This is a genomic window from Bradyrhizobium sp. NAS96.2 (genome assembly GCF_001908235.1).
Taxonomy (GTDB): domain Bacteria; phylum Pseudomonadota; class Alphaproteobacteria; order Rhizobiales; family Xanthobacteraceae; genus Bradyrhizobium.
This window is the reverse complement of sequence record NZ_LGHK01000107.1, coordinates 37,115-63,296: the sequence shown is the minus strand read 5'-3', so window position 1 is coordinate 63,296 and position 26,182 is coordinate 37,115. Positions and strand designations below refer to the sequence as shown.

Here is a 26,182-nt window from a genome sequence, read left to right as displayed (position 1 = left end):
ATCGGTCATATCGCTTGCATAACGCAGTTCGTCCCGCCGATATTGCTCCCGAGTGATCTCAGTCCAGGGCATCGTGCTCTCCCTCGAATCTTTGCAAATCCGATGGAATCACACCCCACTCAGGTCACTCACCCCTTTTTCAGTCAGGCTCTGAGGAGCCGCGCAAGCGGCGTCTCGAAGGATGGGCCACGGGCCTCATGGTTCGAGACGGCGCGTTGCGCCTCCTCACCATGAGGATCTCAGATCGGATCCCAGGTGAAGACGTCGGCCGAGCGGTCGAGCTTGGCGAACGATCCCTTCAGCGCCGGCATGCCGTGTTCCGCAATCGTCTCCGGCGTCCAGCCTTCGCCGCGATGCACCGAGCGCACCGGACGATGCTGGCCGAACAGGAAGATCTCGTTCATGCGCACGCCGAATATCTGCCCGGTGACGTCCTTGGCGGCGTCCGAGAGGAGATAGGCGCAGACCGGCGCGATCTTCTCGGGGCCCATCTGCTTGATCTTCTCGACGCGCGCCTTCTCGGCGTCGGTCTCGGTCGGGATGGTGCCGATCATGCGGGTCCAGGCGAACGGCGACACGCAGTTCGAGCGCACGTTGAAGCGGCCCATGTCGAGCGCGATCGACTTCGAGAGGCCGACGATGCCGAGCTTGGCGGCGGCGTAGTTGGCCTGGCCGTAATTGCCGATCAGGCCGGAGGTCGAGGTGAAGTGCACGAACGAGCCCGATTCCTGCTCGCGATAGATGCGCGCCGCGGCGTGGCTGACATAGAACGAGCCCATCAGATGCACCTTGATGACGGCCTCGAAGGCTTCCACGCTCATCTTGTGGAAGATCATGTCGCGCAGGATGCCGGCATTGTTGACGACGCCGTCGAGACGGCCGAAATGATCGGTCGCGGTCTTCACGATCTTGCTGGCGGGGATGGCTTCCGCCACCGACTCGAAATTGGCAACGGCGGTGCCGCCGCGCTTCTTGATCTCCTCGACCACCTCCTCGGCGGGCGCCGCGCTCGAGCCGCCACCGTCGGCCGCGCCGCCGGGATCGTTGACCACGACCTTGGCGCCTTCCGCCGCGCAGAGCAGCGCGATCTCGCGGCCGATGCCGCGGCCCGCACCGGTGACGATAATGACTTTGTCTTGCAGTGATTTTGCCATGTGGGTTCTCCTGGTGTCTTGCTTACCTCGCCCCGCTTGCGGGGAGAGCACAGGCCGCCTTTGGCGGCCGTTCCTTAGAGCGAACGCTGAAGCGGAGCTTCAGCTATGTCGCATCGCAGATGCGATCCGGGTGAGGGGGACTTTCCGCGAGTCCGAGTGTGTGGAGGCAGCCCCTCACCCCAACCCACTCCCCGTAAGAACGGGGAGAGGGAGAAGCGAGCGGCTCGCTTACTTCTCGTTCGTAAAGATGATCGTGCCACTCGCGGCGAACATGCCGCCGACGCCGTGGCAGACCGATATCTTGGCGTTCGGCACCTGCGCCGGCGCGATGCCGCGCATCTGCCGCACGCTCTCCTGCAGCGCATACATGCCGTACATGCCGGAGTGCATGTAGCTGAGGCCGCCGCCATTGGTGTTGAGCGGCAGCTTGCCGCCGGGGCGGGTGTTGCCGTCGGCGATGAACTTGCCGGTTTCCTCATAGGGCATGAAGCCGAGGTCGCCGAGGCCGTACAGCGGCAGATGCGCGAAGGCGTCGTAGATCATCAGATGATCGACGTCCTTGTGGGTGATGCCGGCCTCTTTGAAGGCGAGCGGCCCCGCCACCTTGAAGGCGCGCGACGAGTCGAACGTCTTCATCTGGCTGACCATCGGCGTCTCCACGCTCTCGCCGGTGCCGAGGATGTAGACCGGCTTCCTCGGGAAATCCTTGGCGCGGTCCGCCGAAGTGAGGATCAACGCGCCGCCGCCGTCGGTGACGAGGCAGCATTGCAGCAGCCGGAACGGATAGGCGATCATCCGCGAATTCAGGACGTCGGCGACGGTGATCGGATCCTTCATGGTGGCACGCGGGTTCTTCGCGGCCCATTCGCGCTGCACCACGGCGACCATCGCAAGTTGTTCGTGCGTGATGCCATGCGTCTTCATGAAGCGCAGCACCGGAATCGGGAACATGCTCGGCGGCCCGTAGACGCCGAACGGCGATTCGAACTGGCCGTTGAGGCTGTCAGGGGCGGTGAAGCGCGGCTGCTTGCCGATCATCGACTTGCCGCTCTCGGCATGGGTGATCAGCACGGTCTTGCAGAGGCCGGCCTCGATCGCGGCGGCGGCGTGGCGGACATGCAGCATGAAGGAGCAGCCGCCGACCGAGGTGCCGTCGACCCAGGTCGGCGTGATGCCGAGATAATGCGCCATCTGCTGCGGGGTCTCGACCGCGGTGGCGAAGCCGTCGATGTCCGACAGCTTCAGACCGGCGTCCGCGATCGCGTTCAGCGCCGCGTCCGCGTGCAGCTGGATCTGCGACATGTTGGGGATGACGCCGAGTTCGGTGGTTTCGGCCGCACCGACGACGGCAACCTGGTTCCTGCGCATCACGTTACCCCTTCGCCGGACGGAACAGGGGAAGGGTGATCTTGTCGTCGAGTGCCTCGAAGGCGACTTCGAGTGGCATGTCGAGCTCGAGCGCTTCCGGCGTCTGCGGGCAATCGATGATGTTGCTCATCATGCGCGGGCCTTCGTCGAGCTCGACCACCGCGATCGCATAAGGCGGGGTGAAGCCCGGCGCGGCGGGGCGATGGTTGATGACGTAGCTGTAGAGCTTGCCCTTGCCGCTGGCCTTGAAGACCGAGACCTTGCGCGAGGCGCAGGAGGGGCAGAACGGCCGCGGCGGGAAATAGACATTGGCGCAAGCGTCGCAGCGCTGCAGGCGCAGCTCGCCGGCCTTGGTGCCGTCCCAGAAATGCTGGGTCTCGGGTGTCGGTTTTGGTTTCGCGCGCGCGGGCTCGGCCATGTCTGGTGTCTCCTCCCGAAATCGTTACAGACTTGATGCGCCATCGGACCAAGGGCCGTCAACGGTCCATCCATGCCGCGCGCAGCGGCCTGTGTCCCGCGCATGCCGCATATTCCGCCCCTCGCACAATTGCTAAGGCCGCGATGCTTGTGTCGCTTCGATCCGGCGCGTAGAAGGGCCGCGTCCAAGACAGGCTCAAGACACGCCAGACACGTCAGAAATACCCGGGAGGATAGTATCATGCTGAGGATCATCGGCGCGGCACTCGCTGCCAGCCTCGCATTTGCCACGCAGGCCAGCGTTACGCAGGCTGTGGCCGCCGACGCACCGTCGGAGATCAAGATCGGCACGCTGTACGCGTCCTCCGGGCGCTACGCGTCGATCTCGATGCCGGTCTACAGTTCACTGAAATTGTGGGTCGAGCAGAAGAACGCCGAGGGCGGCGTCTTCGTGAAGGCGTTCGACAAGAAGATCCCGATCAAGCTCGTCTCCTATGACGACCAGAGCAACACCGCGACCGCCTCGACGCTTTATAACCAGCTCATCACGCAGGATAAGGTCGACCTGCTGGTTGCCGATTCCGGATCGGTGCTGACGGCGCCCGCGGTTGCGATCGCGCGCGACCACAAGATGTTCCTGTTCGACCAGACCGGCACCGGCGCGAGCTTCTTCTCCAAGGACAATCCCTACATCGCGCTGATGGCCGACCCGGTGTCGACGGTGTGGCCGAAGCCGGTGGCTGACTTCATCAGTCATGACGGACCTGGCCTCGGCATCAAGAAGGTCGCGATCCTCTACGCGACCAACGAGTTCACCGGCACCCAGGCCAACGCGTTCCGCAAGTTCGTCAAGGAGTCCGGGGCACCGATCGAGATTGTCTACGACCAGGGCGTTCCGACCGAGACCACCAACTACAACGTCATCATCAACAACATCAGCAACGCCAATCCCGACGCGGTGATCCATTTCGGCTATGCGCCGAACGACATCGCCTTCCTGCGCAACGTCCAGGACGTCGGGACCAAGTTCAAGATGCTGTTCGCGATCTATGCCGGCCTCGAGACCGAGCTGCTCGAGAAGAACGTCGGCGCCAAGGGGCTGGAGCACATCTGGACCTATGTGCCGCCGTCCGAGCTGGATTATCCCGTCAATTTCGGGATGAACATGAAGGATTTCCGCGCCGCCTGGACCAAGAAGTACAACGACGGCAAGATGGAGTTCGGCTTCAACGCGGTGGCCGGCTACACCACGGCGCTGGTGATCGAGAAGACGCTGTCGGTTGCGACCAGCCTCGACCAGATGGAGCTGCGCCGCGCGGTGTTCTCGCTCAGCGGCCAGCTCAAGACGCTGGACGGCACTTTCGCGCTGGATGAGACCGGCGGCCAGATCGGCGAACTGACGCCGCTCGGCCAGCTCACGGTCGACGAGCACGATCACATCAAGTTCGTCTCGATCTATCCGCACGAGACCGCCACCGGCAAGCCGATCTATCCGGCGCCGTGATGCAGGTTAAGTGCGGCAGGCGTAACCTTCGGCGGCGAGCGGTAGCATGACCTATGCGCTCGTTGCCGGCGTGCTGTTCGGGCTGTATTTCAGCCTGGTCGGCATCGGCCTCAATCTCGTGTTCGGCGTCATGCGTATCGTCAATCTTGCGCATGGCGACATCCTGATGCTGGGCGCCTTCATCGCGCTCGGCGTGGTCGGCATCGCCGGCATCGATCCGCTGTTCGCGGTGCCGCTGGCTTTCGTGGTCTTCGTGCTGGCGGGCGTGCTGCTGTACTGGGTGCTGGTGCCGCGGCTCCAGGGCTCGGCCAACCCGGAAATGCTGTCGATCATCCTGTTCTTCGGCCTGTCCCAGGTGATCGAAGCCGTCACCACGATCTTCGCTGGCACCAGCGAGCGCTCGATCCAGAGCCGGCTGCTCGGCACGGTGTTCACGACCATCAAGGTGAAGTGGTTCGGCGGCAAGGCCGGCGGGGCAGGGCCGATCCAGATCTTCGGCCAGGGCTTTCCCGCGCCCTGGGTGATCGCGGCCATCACCAGCCTGATCGCGATCGGGCTGGTCTACCTCTATCTCTACCATACGCGGCTCGGCACCTTGACCCGCGCGGTGATGTCACGCCGCGACGAGGCCCTGGCGACCGGCATCGATGTCGACCGCGTCTCGGCGGCGGCGTTCGGTATCGGTCTCGGAATCGCGGCGGTCGCCGGCGTGTTCGCGCCCTTCATGTTCGGCTCGGTGACGCCGGCGTTCGGCGCCGATGCGACGGTGACGTCGTTTGCGATCGTCGTGCTCGGCTCGCTCGGCAATCCCTTAGGGACTGCGCTCGGCGGTGTCGTCTACGGTCTCTGCTACATGCTGGTGCAGACCTATCTCAGTTCCTGGGCCGACTTGCTGCCCTATGTGTTGTTGATCGTGATCCTGTTGTTGCGCCCGAGCGGTCTGCTCGGAAGGCGGGTGCGCGTTGCATAACGCCTCGAAACACCTGCTGTTCATCCTGGCGCCGCTGGTGGTGGTGTTCGCACTGCTGCCCGGCGTCTATCAAAACCATCTGCTGCTGTTCAACTTCGTGATCTTCCTGATCCTCGCCCAGGGCGTGAACATCATCTATGGCTTCACCGGCTATCTGCCGTTCGGCTATGTCGGCTTCTTCGGGGCCGGCGCCTATGGCTTTGCCATCATGGTGATGCATCTGCAGACGCCGGCGCCGCTCGCCGTGCTGGTCGGCGGCGGCGTCGCGGTTTTGCTCGGGCTGTTGCTGACGCCGCTGCTGCGGTTGTCGGGCGCGTATTTCGCGATCGCCAACCTCGCGGCCTCGCTCGCGGTCCTGCACTTCGTCGCCAACCCGGCGCTGGAGGGGATCACCAAGGGACCCTATGGCGTGTCGCTCACTGGTACCTTCAACCCGACCCATGCTTACTACGCCGCGGTCGTGGTGATGGCGCTGACGGTCGGCGCAGTGGTGTATCTGAAGAACTCGCCGTTCGGCCTTGCGCTGCAGGCCGTGCGCGAGGATGCGGTGTCGGCCTCGATGGCCGGCGTCAACATCATCAAGATGCGGGTGATCGCCTGGCTCGCCTCGGCGCTTGTCGCCGGTCTCGCCGGCGGCATCTACGCCTGGTACGTCTCGGTGTTCTATCCCGACAACGTGTTCTCCGGCGAGTTCTCGATCTTCGCGATCGTGTTCGCGCTGTTCGGCGGCGTCGCCACCATCACCGGGCCGATCGTCGGCGTGCTGATCCTGTACGGCATCTACAATCTGATCGGCTTCACCACGCCGCAATATTTCCAGCTGATCTACGGCCTGCTGATCATGGGCCTGGTGCTGTTCCTGCCCGCAGGACTGGTATCGCTGGCAACCCGCAGGGGGTGGCATGTCCCCTGAGAAAACCCCCATCCTCGAGGTCTCGAAGCTGGTCAAGCGCTTCGGCGGCTTCCACGCGCTCGACGGCCTGAGCTTCCACGTCGTGCCCGGCGAGATCCTCGGCCTCGTCGGCCCGAACGGCTCCGGCAAGACCACGGCGATCAACGTGATCTCCGGTCTCTATGCGCCTGATGGCGGCGAGGTGGTGTTCGACAATGTGTCGTCCGGCGGCGTCGCTTCGCACAAGCTCGTCCATCGCGGCATCAACCGCACCTTCCAGGTGCCAAAGCCGTTCCTGTCGCTCACGGTGCGCGAGAACATCCAGGTGGCGCTGGCCTATGGCGGCGCGACCGGTGCGCCGTCGATTGCTGAATTGCTCGAGGAGTACCGGCTGAAGGAGGTCGCCGACCGTCCCGCCGCCGATCTCAACAGCGCGCAGCAGAAGATGCTCGATCTCACCCGCGCGCTTGCGACGCGGCCGCGGCTGCTGCTGCTCGACGAGCTCGCGGCCGGCCTCAACCCGGCGGAGCTCGACTGGATCGCCGGCCGCATCAAGGCGCTGGCCGCAACCGGCATGGCGATCATCGTGGTGGAGCATCTGATGGGCTTCATCGAGCAGATCACCGACCGCGTCATCGTGCTCAATGCGGGTAAGGAGATCTTTGAAGGCACGCTTGCCACCGCGGTGCGCGAGCCGCAGGTGATCGAGGTGTTCCTGGGAGGCGAGCATGCCCACTGATGCAGCGCCGCTGCTGGACGCCACGGGCGTCGACGCCGGCTACGGCACCATGCAGGTGTTGTGGGGTGTCGATCTCGACGTCCGCCCCGGCGAGACCGTGCTGCTGCTCGGCGCCAATGGCGCGGGCAAGACCACCTTCCTGAAATCGCTGGTCGGCCTGATCGAGGCCCGCAGCGGCCACATCAAGCTCGGCGGCGAGGACATCACCAAAATGCGATCCTCGGACCGCATGAAGCGCGGCATGACCTACATGTCCGAGCTTGCGGTGTTTCCCGACCTGTCGATCGAGGAGAACATCCGGGTCGGCGCGCAGGCGCTGGGCCATGCCAATCCGGGCGCGCGGGTCGACGAGCTCTACGGCCTGTTTCCGGTGCTGCGCGACAAGCGCCGCGATCCGGCCTCCAGCCTCTCCGGCGGCCAGCGCAAGATGCTCGGCATCGCCAAGGCGCTGTCGGCCGAGCCGAAGCTGCTTGTCATGGACGAGCCCTCGGCCGGGCTGTCGCCGCTGTTCGTCAAGGAGGTGCTCCGCGCCCTGTCGAGCCTGCAGGGCCGCGGCTTGGCGCTCCTGATCGCCGAGCAGAATATCGGCTTCCTTGAGATTGCCACCCGCGTGTTCGTGCTGGAAGGCGGCCGGATCCGCTTCTCCGGCACGGTCGCCGAGATGAGCGGCAATGAAGAGCTGCACCGCGCCTATTTCGGGCTGAAGTGATAGTGATGCGAGACTGGGGGCCGGCGCGCTGGAAATCGGCCCCGGTTCGCGCGACAATCAGCTGAAGCCATCAAGTGCAAGCCGTGAAGTGAGAACCATGCCGAAAAATCCGACACTTGCCTCCCTTGCCGCCGATCTCGCCAGCGGCGCCACCTCTGCCCGCAAGCTCGTCGAGCAATGCATCGCCAGGATCGCCGATCCCACGGGCGAGGGCCCGCGCACCTTCATCCATGTCGACCGCGAGGCGGCGCTGGAAGCCGCCGACGCCATGGACCGGCTGCGCAAGGCCAATGCGGCGCCGTCGCCGTTTGCCGGCATTCCGGTCTCGATCAAGGACCTGTTCGACATCAAGGGGCAGGTGACGCGCGCGGGCTCGCGGGCGCTGGAGGATTCCGCGCCGGCGGATGCCGATGCGCCTGTCGTGGCGCGGCTCAAGCGCGCCGGCTTCATCGTGATCGGCCGCACCAACATGACCGAGTTCGCCTATTCCGGCATCGGCATCAATCCGCATTACGGCACGCCGAAGAGCGCCTGGAACCGGAGCGTCGGCCATGTGCCCGGCGGCTCGTCCTCCGGCGCGGCGGTCTCGATCGCCGACGGCATGGCGTTCGGCGCGCTCGGCACCGACACCGGCGGCTCCTGCCGGATCCCGGCCGCCTTCAACGGCATCGTCGGCTACAAGCCGACGCAGCGCCGGATTCCGCTCGACGGCGGCGTGCCGCTGTCGTTCACCCTGGACAGCTACGGCCCGCTGGCCAATTCGGTGGCCTGCTGCGCGGTGCTCGACGCCGTACTGGCCGACGAGCTGGTGACGCCGATCGCACCGCGCCCGGTGAAGAGCATGCGGCTCGCGGTGCCGACCACGGTCGCGCTCGACGATCTCGATGATGCCGTCGCAAAAACCTTCGAGCGCGCGCTCGCGTCGTTGTCGCGCGCCGGTGCGATCATCGAGCGGATCGAGGTGCCTGAGTTTCTTGACGTCGGCGTGATGAACACCAAGGGCGGGTTCTCCGCGGCCGAGAGCTATGCCTGGCACCGCTTCCTGCTCGCGAGCAAGGGCGATATCTACGACCCGCGCGTCGCCGTCCGCATCCAGCGCGGCGAGGGTTTTCTGGCGGCCGACTATATCGACCTCATCAACGCGCGCCGCTCGTTCATCGCCCGCACCGAGGCGCGGATCGCGCCCTTTGATGCGATGGTGCTGCCAACCACCGCGAACCTGCCGCCGAGCATTGCGAGCCTCGCCGACGACAAGGCGTTCGCGACCGAGAACCTGCGCGCGCTGCGCAACCCGTCGCTGATCAACGTGCTCGATGGCTGCGCCATCTCGCTGCCCGCGCATCGCGAGGGCGAGGCGCCGGTCGGCCTGATGCTCGCCGCCGCGGGCGGTTCGGATCGCCGCATCTTCGAGCTTGCGGCCGGAATGGAGGCCATCATCCGTGTTTGATCTCACCTTCAACGTCGACGACAAGGGCGTCGCGACGCCGCTGACGCTCGAAATCAAGCAGGCGGTGATCGCCGGCTGGACCGGCCGCGACCCGGTGGCGCGCGACAAGCATATCGCCGAGCTCGAAGCGCTCGGCATCGCACGGCCCGCGACGACGCCGATCTATTACCGCTGCTCGGCGCGCCGGCTGACCTTTGCCGACACGATCGAGGTCTGCGGCGAGGACTCCAGCGGCGAAGTCGAGTTCGTGCTGATCGGCTGGCAGGGCCGCATCTTCGTCGGCTGCGGCTCCGACCATACCGACCGCAAGGTCGAGAGCTACAGCGTCACCGTCTCGAAGCAGATGTGCGACAAGCCGATGGCTTCCGAGCTCTGGGAGCTCGAGGACGTCATCGGCCACTGGGACCAGCTGATCCTGCGCTCCTGGGCCACAATCGGCGGCCAGCGCGTGCTCTACCAGGAAGGCACGCTCGATCACATGCTGCCGGTCAAGGACCTGATCGCCCGCGGCTTCGATGGCGGCAAACTGCCTGACGGCTGCGCCATGTTCGGCGGCACCTTCGCCGCCAAGGGCGGCATCCGTCCCGCCAGCCGCTTCGAGTTCGAGCTGGAAGACCCGGTGCTGAAGCGCAAGATCAGCCACGGATATGATGTGATCACGCTGCCGGTGAGGGGCTGAACTCCACGCGTCGTTTTTCTACGGGCGACCGACTCTCTCACCACGCGTCGTCCCGGCGAAAGCCGGGACCCATAACCACAAGATTTTGTGGTTGGCGCGCTGTGGCCCCAGCTTTCTCAACAACAGGCGATGGTGGTTATGGGTCCCGGCTTTCGCCGGGACGACAGCGGAGATTGAGGCGCTGTTTCCCAATTATTCACGCCAGAAATCGGGTGGCGCGGGCCGCGATCATGGGCCAGATTCCGCCCCATGACAGCAACAGCCAAGACCATCACCCGCACCCCAACCTCCGACATCCCGGTCCGCGTCGACGCCCTCGACTGGGACCAGATCACGGCCGACCTCGACGGGCAGGGTTGCGCCGTCCTGGGCGGCCTGCTGACTCCCGAGGAATGCGACGCCATCGCGGCGCTCTATCCCGACGACAGCCGGTTCCGCAGCAAAGTCGTAATGGGCCGCCACGGCTTCGGCCGCGGCGAGTACAAGTATTTTTCCTATCCGCTGCCGGACCTGATCGCCGAGCTGCGGCCTGCGCTGTATGCGCGGTTGACCGCGACCGCCAATCGCTGGAACCAGACGATGGGAATCGAGATCAGCTATCCCTCGTCGCACGCGGCATTCCTGAAGCGCTGCCACGATGCCGGGCAGACGCGGCCGACGCCGCTGCTGCTGCAATATGGCGAGGGCGACTACAACTGCCTGCACCAGGATCTCTATGGCGAGCACGTGTTCCCGATCCAGGTCGCGATCCTGCTGTCGCAGCCGGGGCGCGATTTCACCGGCGGCGAGTTCGTGCTGACCGAGCAGCGGCCGCGGATGCAGTCGCGGCCCGAGGTGGTGCCGCTGACCAAAGGCGATGCGGTGGCCTTTGCCGTGCACCATCGACCGGTGCAGGGGACGCGCGGGCCGTATCGTGTCAATCTGCGCCATGGCGTCAGCCGGATTCGCACCGGTCATCGCCACACCGTTGGTGTGATCTTCCACGACGCGAAGTGAGTGCGAGAGAGGCGTGGCCGCTGACCTTTTCGAGACAATTGGCGATGCACGGCCGCCGCGCGAGATAATCGCGGATGGTGCGGTGCTGCTGCGTGGCTTTGTCCGGCCGTTCGAGGCCGAGCTGATTCCGGCCTTGCGCGTGATCGTCAAACAGGCGCCGTTCCGGCATCTGATCACACCGGGCGGCCACCGCATGTCGGTCGCGATGACCAATTGCGGCAACGTCGGCTGGGTCTCCGATCCCAGCGGCTATCGCTACGATCCGATCGATCCTGACTCCGGGCAGCCGTGGCCGGCGATGCCGGAGGTGTTGCGCGGGCTCGCGGCCGATGCCGCGGCTGCGGCCGGCTTCAATAGCTTCGCGCCGGAGGCCTGCCTGATCAATCGCTATGTCCCCGGCGCAAAACTGTCGCTGCATCAGGACAAGGACGAGCTCGACTACGGTGCGCCGATCGTCTCGATCTCGCTCGGGCTGCCGGCGATCTTCCTGTTCGGCGGCCTGAAGCGCAGCGACACGCCGCGCCGCTATCGGCTCGAACATGGCGACGTTGCGGTGTGGGGCGGGCCGTCACGGTTGTTTTATCACGGCGTGGCGCCGCTTGCCGATGGCGAGCACAGCGTGCTCGGCCGGCAGCGCATCAATCTGACCTTCCGCAAGGTGCGCTAGCCATTGCGCGGCGGCGGGTGGCTGTATCATTTCGGAATAATGGAAGTATGCTACTGAGTTGCCCGACGCGTCAAGCGCTTTTCCGAGTGCCGGCGGAACGCCTGCTACTTTGCATGGGGTTGTTTTCTATATTTTGGCAGCTCGCACCTTTGCTTCGTCGCTTCAGTGAGGCTAAAGGCCTCCCGCAAATGGGACAGCTGGTCTAGACTTCGCCTATGACCACCAAGGCCGACCGCGCCGTCAATCGCACCGGCGTCTATCTCGCCGTGCTGCAGCTTGTCTTCACGCTCGGCTGGACCACCTACCTGATCTACCTGCCCAAGCTCTGCGCCGAAGTCGGCATCGCGCCTTCGACCGTCATCCTGATCCTGATGATGGACCAGGCCATCTTCACCATCACGGATACAGCAATGGGCATGGCCGCCGATCGGATCTCGATCCTGGTCGGCCGTCTCGGCGTGTTCGTCGGCATCCTCGCCGCGATCTCCTGCGCCGCCTTCGTCGCGCTGCCTTACGTCGCCGGCACCGGGCCGGGCGCAAAGGTCTGGCTGATCGGGTTGATCGTGGTCTGGGCCGTCACATCGTCGGCCTTGCGAGCGCCGCCACTGACGCTGCTCGGCAAGTATCGCGCGCAGCCTTCGGTCCCGTTCCTTGCCGCGCTGGCGATGCTGGGCTACGGCATCGCGGGCGCGGTCTCGCCCTATCTCGGCGTCGTGCTGCGCGACCATGATGCGCGGCTGCCATTCGTGCTGTCCGGCGCCGTGCTGCTGCTGACCGCGCTGGCGTTCTCAGGGATCGAGCGCCGCGTCGCCGCGGAGGTGCAGCCCGAGCGGCTTGCGGCGCCGGCGAGGCGGCTCGGTGCGGTGCCGATGTTCCTGATCGCGTCGATGGTGCTGCTCTCGCTCGGCTATCAACTGCACTTCAACATCAACAGCGCTCCGTTCTATCTGCGCTTCGCCAAGTCGAGCGATCTGCAATGGCTGATGCCGGTGTTCTGGATCGGCTTCAACATCGCGATGTTTCCGGCAAGCATCGTCGTCAAGCATCGCGGCGGGCTGATCGTGATGGGCGCAGCGGGTCTGCTCGGCGCCTTCGCCATCGTCGCTGCGGAGATTGCCGGCAGCCTCAACGTTCTGATCGTGGCGCAGTTCATGGCGGGCGCCGCCTGGGGCTGCATGCTGATGAGCGCGGTGTCGGCCGCGCTTGCGATCGGCGAGACCGGCGCCGAAGGCAAGGTCACCGGCCTCGTGTTCTCGGCGCTCGCGCTTGCGACCTTTGCGCGGATAGCGGCGGTCGCCGGCGGCCTGCAGAAGCTGCCGGACTATGCGCCGCTGGTGCACTGGGCGCCGGTCGCTTGCTGGTCGGTGGCCGGCGCCGGCCTGCTCGTGATCGCCGCGTCGCGGCTGCAACGCGGCGTGAAAGCAGCTTAGTTGTTTCTCGCCGGGTGAATGAACGCCCAGGGAGAGACCTCGGAATCGGTCGGCACTTCCACCGAGATCACATAGGGCCCGCCGTCGGCCAGCGCTTTCTCCAGCACCGGGCGGAAGTGATCGGGCGACGTAACGCGTGCGGCGCCGACGCCGAAGGATTCCGCGAGCTTGACGAAGTCCGGATTGACCAGGTCGGAGGCGACGACGCGGCCGTCGAAGCGCTCGCGCTGGTCGCGGCGGACATTGCCATAGGCGTTGTTGTTGAACACCAGCGTCACCACGCCGATCTTGAACTGCACCGCGGTGGCGAGCTCCTGCACGCCGAACATGAAGCCGCCGTCGCCGGTGATCGCGACCACCGGCTTGTTCGGGTTGGCGACCTTGGCGCCGAGCGCGGTCGGGAAGCCCGAGCCGAGCGTGCCCTGATAGCCCGAAGTGACGAAGGTGCGCGGCTCATAGATCGGAAAGCCGTACCAGGAGGCGAAGCCGACCTGCGACAGCTCGTCGGTGACGATGGCGTTGGCCGGCAGCACCTCGCGCAGAATCTTCAAATAGGCCATCTGCGGCTGGATGCGCTGGATCTCCTGCTCGGTGGCCGCGGTCGCCTCGCGGATCGCGGCGCGGCGACCGGACGTCTTGGTGTAGCCGGCCTTGCGGACGGCGGCGTCGAGGTCGGCGGTGCCGGCCTTGGCGTCGGCGATCACGCCGGCATCGGCCGGCCAGCGGCGCAGCTCGACCGGATCGATGTCGATGCGCACGCATTTCAGCCCGGCCGGCTGATAAGGCCAGCGCGACATGGTCGGCAGCTCCATGCGGGTGCCGATGCCGATCATCAGATCGGTCTTCGGCCACAGCTTGTAGGCGGATGCCATGGTGAGGCCGAGCTCATGCGCGTTGGAGACGATGCCGCGGCCGCTGCGGAATGCGACCACAGGCGCGTCGATCATCTCGGCCAACTCAAGAATTTCCTCGCGCGCCTCGATGGCGCCGCTGCCGACGAAGATCATCGGCGCCTTGCTGCCGGCAATCAGATCGGCGGCCGCTTGATGCGGTCAGGATCGGGCTGCGGCGCCGGCAACGGATCGAACGGCTTGACGGCCGCAACCTCGGTGCGCTGGGTGAACACGTCCCATGGCATTTCCAGCGAGGCGGGGCCGCGCCGGCCCGACAGCATTTCCTGGAATGCGCGTGACACCATCGCGGGCGCGTTGTCGGGGTATTCGATCCGCTCCGCCCACTTCACGAAAGTGCGCAGCGTCGCGAGCTGGTCCGGCATCTCGTGCAGATGGCCGCGGCCTTTGCCCAGGAATTGCGTCGGCACCTGGCCGGTCAGGCACAGCACCGGCTCGTTGCAGCCGAACGCGGTCAGCAGCGCCGCCGAGGCGTTGAGCACGCCGGGGCCGGGCACCACGCTGAACACGCCGGGCCTGCCGGAAGAGCGAGCGTAGCCGAACGCCATGTAGCCGCAGGCCTGCTCATGCCGGGCGCCGATCACCTTGAGCTGCGCCTGATGGAACGCATCGAACAGGCCATAGATCTGCGCGCCGGGCAGGCCGAACACGGTGTCGACGCCGTGCGCGACGAGGCCGTTGACGATCGCTTCGCCGCCGGATGTTGAGGTCATGGCACCGTCCACTTGCTTGCGGGGTTAGTTGGCTTCGTCGACGACGCCGTTGCGCAGGATGCCGACGCCTTCGGCTTCGACCTCGACGACATCGCCGGGCTTCAGATAACGCGGTGGATCGAACCGCGCACCCGCGCCGGTCGGCGTTCCCGTGACGATGATGTCTCCGGGAACCAGCGTCGTGAAGGTCGAGATGTAGTTGATGAGGTAGCGGAAGCCGAAGATCAAGCGCGAGGTGCGGTCGTCCTGCCTGACCTCACCGTTGACCCGCGTGGTCAGGCGGATATCGGCGATCTGCGCTTCGCTGGTGTAGGGCACGATCCACGGGCCGAGACTGCCGGTGGAATCGAAATTCTTGCCCTGGGTGACGTTGAACTTGGCGTGGCGCACCCAGTCGCGGATGGTGCCTTCGTTGCACAGCGTGATCGCGGCGATGTGATCGAGCGCGGCGCTCTCGGCAATGTGCCGGCCGGCCTTGCCGATCACCAGCACCAGCTCACCCTCATAGTCGAGCTGCGGCGAGATGCGCGGCCGCACCACCGGCGTGTTGTGGCCGACAAAGGAGCGCGGCACCCGCAGGAACATGCTGGGATATTTCGGCGCGTCCGAGCCGTCCTTGTACTCGGCGTTGCGGTCCGGATAGTTGACGCCGATGCAGATGATCTTGTCCGGTGCCGGGATCGGCGGCTGCCAGGTGACCGCGTCGAGCGCGTGGTCGGGTGCGCGCTTGGTGGCGTCCTCCACGAGCCTGGTCAGCGCGCCGGCGGCGATCGCCTCGCGCAAGGTCGGGTAGTCCTTGGCGAAACGCGACGAGAGGTCGACGATGCCGCTGTCGGTGACGGCGCCATAGCTGGTGGTGCCGTTGACGGAATAGGTGGCGAGGCGAGGGGCAGTCATCGGCAATCCAATCGTTGATGTCGTCCCGGCGAAAGCCGGGACCCATACTCCGCGGCTATCGGAAGGGGCACGCGGCCAGTTCAGCAACTTAATTCGGTGGTTATGGGTCCCGGCTTTCGCCGGGACGACGAGGGGATGGAATCTTGTTTACTAGTCCGCAACCAGTACGTCGGCGACGAAGCGCGGCTCGCGCACCGCTTGCCCTGCGAAAGTCGAGCCTTCCTCGAACCATGAGCGTGGCGCCGGCGCGCCCCACAGCGTCTGACGGCGTGGATCGCGCAGCGACCAGCGTAGCGGCTCGTGGTCGTGATCGCCGGTGAAATAGTCGCTGGTGTAGAGCTCGATGCGATGTCCGTCAGGATCGCGGATGTAGAGGAAGAAGGCGTTGGAGATGCCGTGCCGGCCCGGGCCGCGCTCGATGTTCTTGAGGAAGCCGGAGGAGGCCATCACGTCGCAGAGATGCACGATGTTCATCGCGGTCGGTACCCAATAGGCGATGTGGTGCAGGCGCGGGCCACGGCCGTTGGTGATGGCGAAGTCGTGGACATTGCCCTTGCGGTGCATCCAGGCGGCGGCGATGCGGCCATTGTCACCGTCCTCCTCGGCATATTCGGTGAGGCGGAAGCCGAGCCGGGCGTAGAAATCGACGGTGTCCTGCACCTCGGCGGCAAACACGTTGAAATGGTCGAGCCGCTGCGGATGACAGCCCTTGTAGAGATCATAACGCCGCAAGAGATGCGGGCGCTTCTCCATCGTGGCGTAGAGCTCGATCTGGAAGCCGAACGGATCGGTGAATTGCAGCGTGCGGCCCTGGAACGGCTGGTCGACGAAAGCGTAGCTGATGCCGTTCTCGGAGCAGAACGCGGCAGCCTTGTCGAGGTCGCCGTCATTGCCGACCTTGAAGCCGAGCCGGTTGCAGGCGGCCTTCGCCGCCTTGCGCAGCACCACCGAGTGATGCTGGTGCTCTTCGCTGGCGCGCAGATACACCGACTTGTCGTCGCGGTCCTCGATGTGGAGGCCTACCGTCTTCTCGTAGAAGGTGGCGCTCTTGTCGAAATCCGTGACGTCGAGCACGGCATGGCTGCAACGGATGATGTTGAACGGCGGATCGAAGACGTGCGTCGGAACGGGCATCGGTGTTTCCTCAATTTTTGGTCCGTCATTCCGGGGCCCACCGCTAAGCGTCGCCCCGCAATGACAGTGCTGGCTAAATTCCCAGTTTCTGAATTTTGTGCGTCCCGCGCGCGAGCGAGACGTGCTTGGTTTCCATGTAGAAGTCGAATGAGTAGTCGCCGCCGTCGCGGCCGATGCCGGACGACTTCATGCCGCCGAACGGGGTCGGCAGATGGCGGACGTTCTCCGAGTTGAGCCAGATCATGCCGGCTTCCAGCGCATCGGCGACGCGCAGCGCGCGGCCCATGTCGCCGGTCCAGACATAGCCGGTCAGGCCGTATTGCACGCCGTTGGCGATCTCGATCGCGTCAGCCTCGTCCTTGAACGGGATCACGGTCAGGAACGGGCCGAACACTTCTTCCTGCGCGACGCGCATGGTCGCATTGGCGCCGGTGACCAGCGTCGGCTGCACATAATGGCCGCCGCCGGGACCGTCATGCGGCTTGCCGCCGACCGCGATCGTCGCGCCGTCCTTCCTGGCGACATCGAAATAGCTGCAGACCTTGGCGAGATGCCGCTCATGGATCAGCGGCCCGATCTCGGTCGCGGGATCGAGCGGATGCCCGACCTTGAGTGCTTTCACGCGTGCGGTCAGCTTCTCGATGAACTTGCCGGCAACGCTCTCCTGAACCAGCAGCCGGCTCGACGACGTGCAGCGTTCGCCATTGAGTGAGTAGATCATGAACACGACGGCATCGAGCGCGCGGTCGAGATCGGCGTCGTCGAACACGATCACCGGGTTCTTGCCGCCGAGCTCGAAATGCACCCGCTTCAGGGTCGGCGCGCCCTGCGCCATGATTGCCGACCCGGTCGAACTCTCGCCAACGAAGCCGATCGCCTTGATCGCGGGGTGCTCGGTCAGCGCCTTGCCGGCCTCTTCGCCGAAACCATGCACGGTGTTGAGCACGCCGTCGGGGAGGCCGGCCTGCTTGGCGAGCTTGACCAGCATGTCGGCGGTCACCGGCGACCATTCCGCCGGCTTGTGCACCACGGTGCAACCGGCCGCGAGCGCCGGCGCGATCTTCCAGGTCGACAGCATGAACGGCGTGTTCCACGGCGTGATCACGCCGACCGGCCCGATCGGCACGCGGGTCGAGATGTTCCAGTGCTCGTCCGAGGGCGTGTTGAGGCCGTCGCGCGCTTCGCCGCATTTGTCGGCGAAGAAGCGGAAGTTCTCCGCGGCGCGGATCGCGGCCTTGGCCATGAAGCGGTGCGCCTGGCCGGTGTCGATGCATTCGAGCACAGCGATATCGTCGGCCCGCTCCTCGATCGCGTCCGCAACGCGATGCAAGAGCTTGCGGCGCTGCGCCGCCGGCATGTCCCGCCAGGCCTTGAAGGCCTTGGCCGCGGCGGTTGCGGCGCGATCGATATCCTCGGCATTGCCGCGCGCGACCGTCGCCAGCACCGTGCCGTCAACAGGCGATTTGGTCTCGAAGGTCTGGCCGGAAGCCGCCGGCACGACCTTGCCGTCGATCACATTGCCGATGCCTTCGGCTTTCAACTTCGCGAGCAGGGGACCGGCGCGATCGCGGTTGGCCTGGAACACGTCGGCTGACGATTTCGCTGTCGCTTTATCCATTGACCGTCTCCACCTTCAGTGCGTCGTGGATGTTGTTGCGTTTCCAGCTGGTCTCCTTGTCGTTGATCTGCATGTCGAACGACAGAGCGAACTTGCTGTTGGCGAATACCGGATCGAGATGAGCCGACAGCGCCTTGAAGATGTGCTCGCCGGCCTTCTTGCGGGTGGCGAGGTCGCGGCCTTCGCCGAGCCGCAGCACCATGTCGAGGAAGCCGTAAGTCTTGCGGCCGTCGGCGATCGCGTAGTGTTCACACCTGACGGCGCGAACACGGATGCCGCCGAGCGGGAAGATGCCGGTCTCGACCGCGGCCTTGCGGACCACTTCGACCGTCGCGCTCATGTCGACGAGGCCGTCGAGATTGGCGGAATATACAAGCGTAAAATGCGGCATGCAGGTCTCCTGCTGAGTGCGTCAGGCGAAGTAGCAGCTCACGGAACCGTACGGTCCGTAGTCGGCCTGGATGGTGTCGCCCTTGCGGGTCTCGATCGGACGGATGAAGGAGCCCGCCAGCACCACCTGGCCGGCCTCCAGCGCCAGCCCGTTCGGCGCGATCTTGTTGGCGAGCCAGGCCACCGCCGTCGCCGGATGATTCAACACGCCGGCGGCAAGGCCGGTTTCCTCGAGCTGGCCATTTCTGAAGCAGAGCGCGCCGATCCAGCGCAGATCAGCCTCCAGCGGGCGGATCGGCCGGCCGCCGAGCACGATGCCGGCATTGGCGGCGTTGTCGGCGATGGTGTCGAAGATCTTGCGTGTCGCCTTGGTCTCGGGATCGACCCGCTCGACCCTGGTATCCAGGATCTCCAGCGCCGGCACCACGAAGTCGGTCGCGTTGAGCACGTCGAACAGCGTGCAGTTCGGCCCCGCAAGGCGATGCTTCATCACGAAGGCGAGCTCGGCCTCGACGCGGGTCGCGATGAAGCGGTCGGTCGGCACCAGGCCGCCATCGGCAAAGAACATGTCGTCGAGCAGGATGCCGGAGTCAGGCTCGTCGATATTGAGCGCGCTCTGCATCGCCTTCGAGGTCAGGCCGATCTTGTGGCCCTTGACGACGCGGCCCTGGGCCACCTTCATCTCGACCCAGGCCTTCTGAATCGCGTAGGCGTCTTCGAGGGTGATGCGGGGGTATTCCAGCGACAGCTGGCGGATTTGCTTGCGGGTCTTTTCCGCACTGTCGAGCCGCTCGGCGGCAGCGCGGATATCGTCCTTGGAGAGGGCCATGCGTGCTACACAAAAGTGGATGTCGGGAGATGATTAACATGTTAAGTGATTTCCCGCAAACTGAATCAATGCATGTTGCAGCGCAAAAGTTTGCGGCGGCGGATTAGGTCATGGCGCGCAAGAAATTGGACGAGATCCGGCCGGAGCAGGGCGACGACGCGGCGGCGCGACGGACCCCGATGCGCGAATTCTCGCGCTCGCTGCCGATGTCGCTGCTCCGTGCGCGCGAAGCTGTGATGCGGCAATTCCGTCCTTCGCTGCGCAATCACGGGCTGACCGAGCAGCAGTGGCGGATCCTGCGTGCGCTCACCGCGGTCGACGAGATCGAGGTCACCGAGCTTGCCCGTGTGGCGTTTCTGCTCGGCCCGAGCCTGTCGCGTATCCTGCGCGATCTCGAGGGGCGTGCGTTGATCGAGCGCAAGGCGGCGGAGAACGACGCGCGGCGTGCGGTGGTCTCGATCTCCGCCAAAGGGTTGAAGTTGATCGAGGCGGTGGCGCCGACGTCGGAGGTGATCTACGCGGCGATCACGAGGCGCTACGGCGCGCGCAAGCTTGCGGAGCTGCAGGAGATGCTGGGCGCGCTGGAAGCAAGTCTCGCCGGAATGGGTTCGGCCGGGGACGCAGAAGCCGAGGCCGACGAGTAACCGCGATGATGCGTGGTGATGCCGCTCAGGCCATGTAGGGCACGCGCGAGATCACGTTGATGGCGCGGAATTCGGCAATCCAGCCCGCAACCTTGGAGTGGGACCACTCGATATGGCGGCGCAAGATCTCGGCCGCCGCGTCGCCGTCGCGCGCGCGCAAGGCTTCGATGATCACCAGATGCTCGTCCATGAAGGAATCGATCTGCGGCGCGGTCAGCGCCACCTGAATGTGCTTGCCAATCACGAAAGCGCAGTGGGTGCGCTTGAGCGCTTCGACCATCTCGCGATTGGCGCCGTAGCCCAGGCACCGGATATGCAGGTCGCCCTCGATCTCGTCGAGCTCGCCGACGCCGACGCGGCTGCGGAATTGAATCCCCTCGCGCAGCCGCTCCGCCATCCGGTCAAGCAGTGCGGTGGGAATCTTCGCCGTCGCGGATTTGAGCAGCAGCGGTTCGAGCGTTGCGCGTACCTCGAAGATGTCGCGCAGGCGATCCTCGTCCAGCGGCACCACATACCAATGCGCCTTGGCGCCTTTCTCCAGGATTCCGATCGCCTGCGCGCGGAGCAGCAGATTGCGCGCCACCGTGCGTCCGACCCGGAAATGCCGCGCCAGTGCCAGCTCGCTGACGCGGAAGCGTCCGAACAGCGACCGGTAGATGATCTCGCGTTCGAGCTTGTAATAGAGTGCATCCCAGGCGTCGCTGCGCACCGCGTCGACGGGGCCGTCGGTCAGCCCGAACATTTCCGGTGTGATCGGGACGCGCCGTGGTTCGACCTTGCGCTTGCCGGCGATGACGCCGCGGCCGTCGAACCGGCGCACCAGGCCGACGTGCTCGAGCTGTTCGAAGGCCTGTCGCACCGGAGAACGGCTGGAGCCGAACAAGGTCGCGATCGCCGATTCGGAGAGCACCGTGCCTGGAGGCACGTCACCGGCCCGGATGTGCTTTGCCAATGCGCTCTTGATCAGCGCATAGGCCGGTTGTTTCCGTCTGGTCTGCGATTTCGCTCTTGGAATCGACATCGATGGCCGCCCGCCGGTCACATTATCACGTGATCGCGTCATGGCTGCTCCTAGCAGGCATTTACGCACCGTTACCAGCGAACTTTTGGCTATTGCGTGCAATGTGCAATCATGTTTAGCTACGGCAAACGCCAGATTGATGGCCGCTGTTGCGCGTCTTGTGCCCTGCAGCGGCGCTCACGTTTGTTCGTCGCGCCGCTTGATGGCTGCGGATTGGGCAACAGATCGACGCGTCAGCTCGTCGCAACGCAGCCGACATCAAGTTCGGCGGATGACAGGGAGGATTGAATGAAACTGACGAGGCGTGAGTTTTCCGCCGGCTTGGCGGCAGGTCTCGCTGCTCCTGCGCTGATGCGCAGCGCCTGGGCGCAGGGAGCGACCATCAAGATCGGCATGTGCGTGCCGGTGACCGGACCGGCGGCCGAGCAGGGGCTGTGGGCCCAGAACGGCGCCAAGCTGGCGCTGGCCGCGGTCAACAAGGCCGGCGGCGTGCTCGGCAAACAGGTCGAGCTCGTGATCGAGGACGACCAGACCACCAATCCGGGCATCGTGCTGGCGTTCTCCAAGCTCGCTGCGCAATCCGACATCGTTGCCTTCCTCGGCTCGATCCGCTCGACCCAGGTGCAGGCGATGGCGCCCGACGTGATCAAGGTCGGCAAGCCCGTGATGATCGGCGGCACCAATCCCGATCTCACCCACTCCGGCAATCCCTGGCTGTTCCGTTTCCGCCCCAACGACAATTATTCCGGCCGCGTGATCGCCGATTTCGGCGTCAACACGCTCGGCAAGAAGAAATGGGCGATCGTCCATTCCACCGACGCTTTCGGCACCGCAGGCGGCAAGGCGCTCTCCGAGGCGCTGACCAAGCTCGGCGCGCCGCCGGTGCTTGACCAGGGCTATGCCAACCAGAGTCAGGACTTCACCCCGGTCGTGCTGGCCGTGAAGCAGTCCGGCGCCGACGTGCTCGGCACCTACTTCACCTTCGAGAATGATCTCGGCATCTTCGCCCGGCAGCTGCGCCAGCTCGGCGTCAACATCCCGTGGGTCGGCTCGCCCTCGGTGGTGGCGGTCTCCTCGACCAAGCTCGCCGGTCCCGCGCTGTTCGGCACCTACGGGGTCGCCGATTTCGCCGAGGATTCAAGCGACGCCGCGAAGGCGTTCGGCAAGGCCTATCGCGATGCCTACAAGACCGCGCCCGACAACCAGAGCGCCTGGCCGTATGACGCGATCACCATTTTGTCGGCGGCAATCAACAAGGCCGGCTCGACCGACCCGAACAAGATCCGCGACGCCATCCTGGCAACGCAGAAATACGCCGGCGCCGAAGGCGAGTACAATTTCGACAAGAACGGCGATGGTCTGCACGGCTACAATGTCGTGAAGAACGACAAGGGCAAGATCGTCTACGACAAGCACATCGACTTCAACGATTGATCCGAGCGGGTCAGGGAGGCACGAATGGATGGGTTCCCTCCCCCTTGCGGGGGAGGGTTAGGGAGAGGGGTAGGCCGCTCGGGCGGAATTCGTGGCTTACCCCTCTCTCCAACTCTCCCCCGCAAGGGGGGAGAGAGCTCTACCACCTCCCGAACGACAATCACTCCGATCCGGCTGGTGCCGGGATGTTCGCTTCGCCTTTCAATGAGCGCTGTCATGGATCTGGTTCTACAACTGCTGTTCACCGGCATCGGCATCGGCGCGGTCTACGCGCTGGTCGCGCTCGGTTTCGTGCTGATCTTCCGCGCCACCAATGTCGTGAACTTCGCGCAAGGCGAATTCTCGATGGTCGCCGCCTATCTGATGGTGGTCTGCGTCGAGCTCGGCCTGCCTTATTGGCTGTCCTTCGTGATTGCGCTGGCCGGCATGGCGCTGATCGGCGTCATCTTCAATCTCGGCGTCTACTATCCGCTGCGCCACCGCACCTATCTGCCTGTCATCATCGCCACCATCGGCGCCTCGATCCTGCTGGCGAACTCGGTGCTTGCGATCTACGGTCCGCAGCCGCAGGTGCTGCAGGGCTGGTTCGATACGCCCGGCATCCAGCTCGGCCCGGTCTATCTCGACAGCCAGTATCTGCTGATCATCGGCGTCACGATCCTGCTGGTGCTGTTCAATTTCTGGTTCTTCGAGAAGACGCTGCTCGGCAAGAAGCTGCAGGCGACCTCGCAGGACAAGGAAATGGCCTCGCTGCTCGGCATTTCCGTCTCGACCATGATCATGATCACCTTCATTTATTCGGCCGTGCTCGGCGGTCTTGCCGGCATCCTGGTGGCGCCGGTGCTGTTCGTCTCGATCCAGATGGGCTCGACTATCGCGCTGAAGGCGTTCGCCGCGACTATCATTGGCGGCTTCGGCGATGTTGCCGGCGCGATCGTCGGCGGCCTCGCGCTCGGCGTCATCGAGACGTTCGGCGCCGCCTATATTTCGGTGCCCTACAAGGACGGCTTTGCCTTCCTGGTGCTGATCGCCTTCCTGGTGTTCCGGCCGCAGGGCATCTTCGGCGAACGTGTCGCGGAGAAAGCATGAGCGCCAGCGACAACATGATTCCGGCGCCGGCCGTGCGCTCGAAGCCGCTGATTATCCGTCATCTGCCGTATTTCATCGGCGCCGCGGTGCTGGTGGCGCTCGCCGCGGGCATGCAGTTTGACGGTTACATCCTCAACATCCTGTTGCAGGCCACGACCTTCTCGATCGCGGTATTCGGGCTTTCGGTCGTGCTCGGCCTGTGCGGCCAGATCAACCTGGCGCAGGCGGCGTTCTTCGGCTTTGGCGCCTATGCCGTCGGCCTCGGCACCGCCGACCTGCATCTGAACTTCTGGCTCTGCCTTGTTGGCGCCTGCGCGATCACGCTGGTTGCCGGTGCATTCCTAGGCATGTCGACGCTGCGGCTGGGCGGGCATTACCTCGCCATGGTGACGATCTCGTTCCAGCAGATCGTGACGCTGGTGATGATCAACGCGGTCGGCGTCACCCATGGACCGGACGGCGTCGCCAACATTCGCCGGCCCGAGCTGTTCCAGTCCTCGCAGAGCTATCTCGCCTTCTGCGTCGCGATGCTCGCCATCGTCGGCTATCTGGTCTGGCATCTGCCTGATACCAAGCTCGGCCGTGCCATGCGCGCGGTGCGCGACAATGAGCTCGCGGCCGGGGTCAACGGCATCGACGTATTCCGCACCAAGGTCTATGCCTTCGCGGTCTGCGCGGTGCTCGGTGGCCTCGCGGGCGGCCTGTTTGCCGGCGGCTTCGCCTATGTCAGCCCGGACCAGTTCTCGTTCGCGGAATCGATCCAGTTTCTGACCATGTCGCTGCTCGGCGGCGTGGCCTCGCCGATCGGCTCGGTGATCGGCACCGGGCTGTTGATCCTGATCCCGGAATGGCTGCGCTTCCTCAAGAGCGTGCCCGGGCTTTACCTCGCGATCTACGGCCTGTCGGTGATCCTGATCATCCGCTTCATGCCTGACGGCATCTGGGGCTTCGTGTCGGACGCGTTCACGCGCTGGCGTGCGCACACCAAGGCGCCGCCTGTTGCCGGAGCGCTCCTGCTCAAGCCCGCGACGACTGGCGGCGACATCGTGCTCGAGGTCACCGGGCTCTCGAAGCATTTCGGCGGCCTCAAGGCCGTCGACGGCGTCGACATCGCGGTGAAGCGCGGCAGCGTGCACGCGCTGATCGGCCCCAACGGCTCCGGCAAGACCACGACGTTGAACGTGCTGTCCGGCCTCTACAAGGCGACATCGGGCAGGATCGTGCTCGACGGCACCGACATCACCAACATGGCGCCGCATCAGCGCACGGCCGCGGGCCTCGGACGCACCTTCCAGAACATCCGCCTGTTCCGCTCGATGACGGCGCTGGAGAATGTCGAGATCGGCGCCGAGCGGCCCGGCAACACCATGATCGGGAAGGGTGACGACGCGCTGACCGAGCGGGCGATGGAGGCGCTGACCTTCGTCGGCCTCGGCAGCCGCGCCAACGAATTGATCTCGAGCTTCTCCTATGGCCACCAGCGGCTGATCGAGATCGCGCGGGCGCTGGCGTCGAACCCCACCTTGCTGCTGCTCGACGAGCCGGCCGCAGGCCTCAATTCAACTGAGAAGCTCGAGCTGCATGAGTTGCTCAAGCGCATCGCGGCGCAAGGCCTCACGATCCTGATCATCGATCACGACATGACGCTGGTCTCGGAAGCCGCCCAGCACATCACCGTGCTGAACTTCGGACGCCGCATCGCGGACGGCGAGTCCATGGCGGTGCTACGCCATCCCGACGTCGTCTCCGCCTATCTCGGGAGCGAATGATGCCGCTGCTCGAAATCCGCAATCTCGTGGTCCGCTACGGCGAGATCGAAGCGCTGCGCGGCGTCACCATCGCCGTGGAGCAGGGGCAGGTGGTCACGCTGCTCGGCGCCAATGGTGCCGGCAAGTCGACCACGCTGCGGGCGATCTCCGGCCTCGCCAAGCCGGCCTCCGGCGACATCCTGTTCGACGGTCATTCGATCGCGGGCCTTGGGCCGGAAGCGATCGTGCGGCTCGGCATCTCGCATGTGCCGGAAGGCCGCCGCGTTTTTCCGGGCCTCACCGTGAAAGAGAACATCATGCTCGGCGCGTCGAACCGCAAGGTGTCGGCGTCGCAGATCTCGCGCGAGGCCGATGCGATGTTCGATTTGTTTCCGGATATTCGTGCCTTCTCCAACGCGCTCGGCTGGACGCTGTCCGGCGGACAGCTGCAGATGGTCGCGGTGGCGCGCGGCCTGATGGCCAAGCCGCGGCTGCTGCTGCTCGACGAGCCGTCGCTCGGTCTCGCACCTGTGATCGTGCAGGCGGTGTTCCGCATCATTTCGCAGATCAGGAAGGACACCACGGTCTTGCTCGTCGAGCAAAATGCGCGCATGGGACTCTCGGTCGCCGATCACGGCTTTGTTCTCGAAACCGGGCGGATCGTGCTCGGTGGCAAGCCCGACGAATTGTGGGGCAATGAAGCCATCGCCGCGGCCTATCTCGGCGGCCACGCCAAGACCCACGCCTGACAACGTCCCGTGCTTCACCGAGCGAGCTAGTTA

General features: G+C 65.1%; 24 protein-coding genes and 1 pseudogene. 15 read left to right on the top strand and 10 right to left on the bottom strand.

Features of this window, described 5'->3' with window-relative positions; translation table 11 throughout:
• Positions 1-239: 239 nt before the first annotated feature.
• From AC628_RS23305 to AC628_RS23295, 3 genes are all read right to left on the bottom strand, one after another.
• A complete protein-coding gene (locus AC628_RS23305) occupies positions 240-1,154 on the bottom strand; it encodes an SDR family oxidoreductase (protein WP_028338734.1) in 915 nt (304 codons plus the stop codon).
• 228 nt (positions 1,155-1,382) lie between these two features.
• The gene (locus tag AC628_RS23300) at positions 1,383-2,522 is read right to left on the bottom strand and encodes a thiolase C-terminal domain-containing protein (protein ID WP_050420085.1); all 1,140 of its coding nucleotides are present in this window, start codon (positions 2,520-2,522) and stop codon (positions 1,383-1,385) included.
• A gap of 4 nt (positions 2,523-2,526) precedes the next feature.
• The gene (locus AC628_RS23295) at positions 2,527-2,940 is read right to left on the bottom strand and encodes a Zn-ribbon domain-containing OB-fold protein (protein ID WP_050420086.1); all 414 of its coding nucleotides are present in this window, start codon (positions 2,938-2,940) and stop codon (positions 2,527-2,529) included.
• A gap of 240 nt (positions 2,941-3,180) precedes the next feature.
• Here AC628_RS23295 and AC628_RS23290 point away from each other — a divergent pair, with 240 nt between their 5' ends.
• From AC628_RS23290 to AC628_RS23245, 10 genes are all read left to right on the top strand, one after another.
• The gene (locus AC628_RS23290) at positions 3,181-4,443 is read left to right on the top strand and encodes an amino acid ABC transporter substrate-binding protein (RefSeq protein ID WP_074129058.1); all 1,263 of its coding nucleotides are present in this window, start codon (positions 3,181-3,183) and stop codon (positions 4,441-4,443) included.
• 46 nt (positions 4,444-4,489) lie between these two features.
• Positions 4,490-5,413, top strand: a complete 924-nt coding sequence (locus AC628_RS23285) for a branched-chain amino acid ABC transporter permease (protein WP_074129057.1) — start codon at positions 4,490-4,492, stop codon at positions 5,411-5,413.
• Positions 5,406-6,326, top strand: coding sequence for a branched-chain amino acid ABC transporter permease (locus AC628_RS23280; RefSeq protein WP_074129056.1), 921 nt, complete (start codon positions 5,406-5,408; stop codon positions 6,324-6,326). Before AC628_RS23285 ends, AC628_RS23280 begins: the two co-directional genes overlap by 8 nt.
• The gene (locus tag AC628_RS23275; protein ID WP_074129055.1) at positions 6,316-7,044 is read left to right on the top strand and encodes an ABC transporter ATP-binding protein; all 729 of its coding nucleotides are present in this window, start codon (positions 6,316-6,318) and stop codon (positions 7,042-7,044) included. Before AC628_RS23280 ends, AC628_RS23275 begins: the two co-directional genes overlap by 11 nt.
• Positions 7,034-7,753, top strand: coding sequence for an ABC transporter ATP-binding protein (locus tag AC628_RS23270; RefSeq protein WP_074129054.1), 720 nt, complete (start codon positions 7,034-7,036; stop codon positions 7,751-7,753). Before AC628_RS23275 ends, AC628_RS23270 begins: the two co-directional genes overlap by 11 nt.
• A gap of 97 nt (positions 7,754-7,850) precedes the next feature.
• On the top strand, positions 7,851-9,200 hold the full coding sequence (locus AC628_RS23265) for an amidase (RefSeq protein ID WP_074129053.1): 1,350 nt from the start codon (positions 7,851-7,853) through the stop codon (positions 9,198-9,200).
• Entirely contained in the window at positions 9,193-9,879 is a 687-nt protein-coding gene (locus AC628_RS23260) for a DUF2848 domain-containing protein (RefSeq protein WP_074129052.1), read from the top strand. The genes AC628_RS23265 and AC628_RS23260 overlap by 8 nt, the downstream gene beginning before the upstream one ends.
• Positions 9,880-10,128: 249 nt before the next feature.
• Positions 10,129-10,875 carry a 2OG-Fe(II) oxygenase gene (locus tag AC628_RS23255; RefSeq protein WP_074129051.1) on the top strand — a complete coding sequence of 249 codons (747 nt, stop codon included), beginning with the start codon at positions 10,129-10,131 and terminating at the stop codon, positions 10,873-10,875.
• A gap of 13 nt (positions 10,876-10,888) precedes the next feature.
• A complete protein-coding gene (alkB, locus tag AC628_RS23250) occupies positions 10,889-11,542 on the top strand; it encodes a DNA oxidative demethylase AlkB (protein ID WP_074129050.1) in 654 nt (217 codons plus the stop codon).
• 215 nt (positions 11,543-11,757) lie between these two features.
• On the top strand, positions 11,758-12,972 hold the full coding sequence (locus tag AC628_RS23245) for an MFS transporter (RefSeq protein WP_074129049.1): 1,215 nt from the start codon (positions 11,758-11,760) through the stop codon (positions 12,970-12,972).
• Here the strand turns inward: AC628_RS23245 and AC628_RS23240 are convergent.
• The 6 genes and pseudogenes from AC628_RS23240 to hpaH form a co-directional block, all read right to left on the bottom strand.
• Positions 12,969-14,596: pseudogene (locus AC628_RS23240) on the bottom strand (thiamine pyrophosphate-dependent enzyme). The gene AC628_RS23245 and the pseudogene AC628_RS23240 overlap by 4 nt on opposite strands.
• 24 nt (positions 14,597-14,620) lie before the next feature.
• On the bottom strand, positions 14,621-15,493 hold the full coding sequence (locus tag AC628_RS23235) for a fumarylacetoacetate hydrolase family protein (protein ID WP_074129048.1): 873 nt from the start codon (positions 15,491-15,493) through the stop codon (positions 14,621-14,623).
• Positions 15,494-15,643: 150 nt separating this feature from the next.
• Positions 15,644-16,627 carry a 3,4-dihydroxyphenylacetate 2,3-dioxygenase gene (hpaD, locus tag AC628_RS23230; RefSeq protein ID WP_074129047.1) on the bottom strand — a complete coding sequence of 328 codons (984 nt, stop codon included), beginning with the start codon at positions 16,625-16,627 and terminating at the stop codon, positions 15,644-15,646.
• Positions 16,628-16,700: 73 nt separating this feature from the next.
• Complete coding sequence (gene hpaE / locus AC628_RS23225) at positions 16,701-18,245, bottom strand: 5-carboxymethyl-2-hydroxymuconate semialdehyde dehydrogenase (protein ID WP_074129046.1); 1,545 nt, start codon at positions 18,243-18,245, stop codon at positions 16,701-16,703.
• Entirely contained in the window at positions 18,238-18,636 is a 399-nt protein-coding gene (locus AC628_RS23220) for a 5-carboxymethyl-2-hydroxymuconate Delta-isomerase (RefSeq protein ID WP_074129045.1), read from the bottom strand. The genes hpaE and AC628_RS23220 overlap by 8 nt, the downstream gene beginning before the upstream one ends.
• A gap of 21 nt (positions 18,637-18,657) precedes the next feature.
• Positions 18,658-19,464 carry a 2-oxo-hept-4-ene-1,7-dioate hydratase gene (gene hpaH, locus AC628_RS23215; protein WP_074129044.1) on the bottom strand — a complete coding sequence of 269 codons (807 nt, stop codon included), beginning with the start codon at positions 19,462-19,464 and terminating at the stop codon, positions 18,658-18,660.
• A 110-nt stretch (positions 19,465-19,574) separates the two neighbouring features.
• On the opposite strand from hpaH, the gene hpaR reads away from it, so the two are divergent.
• Positions 19,575-20,108 carry a homoprotocatechuate degradation operon regulator HpaR gene (gene hpaR, locus AC628_RS23210; protein WP_074129043.1) on the top strand — a complete coding sequence of 178 codons (534 nt, stop codon included), beginning with the start codon at positions 19,575-19,577 and terminating at the stop codon, positions 20,106-20,108.
• Between the two features lie 25 nt (positions 20,109-20,133).
• On the opposite strand, the gene AC628_RS23205 is transcribed toward hpaR, so the two are convergent.
• The gene (locus tag AC628_RS23205) at positions 20,134-21,171 is read right to left on the bottom strand and encodes a GntR family transcriptional regulator (protein WP_245321280.1); all 1,038 of its coding nucleotides are present in this window, start codon (positions 21,169-21,171) and stop codon (positions 20,134-20,136) included.
• A 246-nt stretch (positions 21,172-21,417) separates the two neighbouring features.
• Here AC628_RS23205 and AC628_RS23200 point away from each other — a divergent pair, with 246 nt between their 5' ends.
• The 4 genes from AC628_RS23200 to AC628_RS23185 all read left to right on the top strand — a co-directional run bounded on the left by AC628_RS23200 (position 21,418) and on the right by AC628_RS23185 (position 26,149).
• Positions 21,418-22,563: an ABC transporter substrate-binding protein gene (locus AC628_RS23200; RefSeq protein WP_074129041.1), complete on the top strand. Its 1,146-nt coding sequence runs from the start codon at positions 21,418-21,420 to the stop codon at positions 22,561-22,563.
• Positions 22,564-22,779: 216 nt separating this feature from the next.
• Positions 22,780-23,652 carry a branched-chain amino acid ABC transporter permease gene (locus AC628_RS23195; protein WP_074129040.1) on the top strand — a complete coding sequence of 291 codons (873 nt, stop codon included), beginning with the start codon at positions 22,780-22,782 and terminating at the stop codon, positions 23,650-23,652.
• Positions 23,649-25,421: a branched-chain amino acid ABC transporter ATP-binding protein/permease gene (locus tag AC628_RS23190; protein ID WP_074129039.1), complete on the top strand. Its 1,773-nt coding sequence runs from the start codon at positions 23,649-23,651 to the stop codon at positions 25,419-25,421. Before AC628_RS23195 ends, AC628_RS23190 begins: the two co-directional genes overlap by 4 nt.
• Positions 25,421-26,149 carry an ABC transporter ATP-binding protein gene (locus AC628_RS23185; RefSeq protein ID WP_021079917.1) on the top strand — a complete coding sequence of 243 codons (729 nt, stop codon included), beginning with the start codon at positions 25,421-25,423 and terminating at the stop codon, positions 26,147-26,149. Before AC628_RS23190 ends, AC628_RS23185 begins: the two co-directional genes overlap by 1 nt.
• The last annotated feature ends 33 nt before the right edge of the window (positions 26,150-26,182 follow it).

What these genes read in the sequence shown, in the direction of transcription:
- AC628_RS23300 (WP_050420085.1), bottom strand. Translation starts at nt 2,522, where the DNA reads ATGCGCAGGAACCAGGTTGCCGTCGTCGGTGCGGCCGAAACCACCGAA.
- hpaE (WP_074129046.1), bottom strand. Translation starts at nt 18,245, where the DNA reads ATGGATAAAGCGACAGCGAAATCGTCAGCCGACGTGTTCCAGGCCAAC.
- AC628_RS23255 (WP_074129051.1), top strand. Translation starts at nt 10,129, where the DNA reads ATGACAGCAACAGCCAAGACCATCACCCGCACCCCAACCTCCGACATC.
- hpaD (WP_074129047.1), bottom strand. Translation starts at nt 16,627, where the DNA reads ATGCCCGTTCCGACGCACGTCTTCGATCCGCCGTTCAACATCATCCGT.
- AC628_RS23220 (WP_074129045.1), bottom strand. Translation starts at nt 18,636, where the DNA reads ATGCCGCATTTTACGCTTGTATATTCCGCCAATCTCGACGGCCTCGTC.
- AC628_RS23275 (WP_074129055.1), top strand. Translation starts at nt 6,316, where the DNA reads ATGTCCCCTGAGAAAACCCCCATCCTCGAGGTCTCGAAGCTGGTCAAG.
- AC628_RS23185 (WP_021079917.1), top strand. Translation starts at nt 25,421, where the DNA reads ATGCCGCTGCTCGAAATCCGCAATCTCGTGGTCCGCTACGGCGAGATC.
- AC628_RS23190 (WP_074129039.1), top strand. Translation starts at nt 23,649, where the DNA reads ATGAGCGCCAGCGACAACATGATTCCGGCGCCGGCCGTGCGCTCGAAG.
- hpaR (WP_074129043.1), top strand. Translation starts at nt 19,575, where the DNA reads ATGGCGCGCAAGAAATTGGACGAGATCCGGCCGGAGCAGGGCGACGAC.
- AC628_RS23235 (WP_074129048.1), bottom strand. Translation starts at nt 15,493, where the DNA reads ATGACTGCCCCTCGCCTCGCCACCTATTCCGTCAACGGCACCACCAGC.
- AC628_RS23295 (WP_050420086.1), bottom strand. Translation starts at nt 2,940, where the DNA reads ATGGCCGAGCCCGCGCGCGCGAAACCAAAACCGACACCCGAGACCCAG.
- hpaH (WP_074129044.1), bottom strand. Translation starts at nt 19,464, where the DNA reads ATGGCCCTCTCCAAGGACGATATCCGCGCTGCCGCCGAGCGGCTCGAC.
- AC628_RS23245 (WP_074129049.1), top strand. Translation starts at nt 11,758, where the DNA reads ATGACCACCAAGGCCGACCGCGCCGTCAATCGCACCGGCGTCTATCTC.
- AC628_RS23290 (WP_074129058.1), top strand. Translation starts at nt 3,181, where the DNA reads ATGCTGAGGATCATCGGCGCGGCACTCGCTGCCAGCCTCGCATTTGCC.
- AC628_RS23270 (WP_074129054.1), top strand. Translation starts at nt 7,034, where the DNA reads ATGCCCACTGATGCAGCGCCGCTGCTGGACGCCACGGGCGTCGACGCC.
- AC628_RS23265 (WP_074129053.1), top strand. Translation starts at nt 7,851, where the DNA reads ATGCCGAAAAATCCGACACTTGCCTCCCTTGCCGCCGATCTCGCCAGC.
- AC628_RS23305 (WP_028338734.1), bottom strand. Translation starts at nt 1,154, where the DNA reads ATGGCAAAATCACTGCAAGACAAAGTCATTATCGTCACCGGTGCGGGC.
- AC628_RS23285 (WP_074129057.1), top strand. Translation starts at nt 4,490, where the DNA reads ATGACCTATGCGCTCGTTGCCGGCGTGCTGTTCGGGCTGTATTTCAGC.
- AC628_RS23200 (WP_074129041.1), top strand. Translation starts at nt 21,418, where the DNA reads ATGAAACTGACGAGGCGTGAGTTTTCCGCCGGCTTGGCGGCAGGTCTC.
- AC628_RS23205 (WP_245321280.1), bottom strand. Translation starts at nt 21,171, where the DNA reads ATGACGCGATCACGTGATAATGTGACCGGCGGGCGGCCATCGATGTCG.
- AC628_RS23195 (WP_074129040.1), top strand. Translation starts at nt 22,780, where the DNA reads ATGGATCTGGTTCTACAACTGCTGTTCACCGGCATCGGCATCGGCGCG.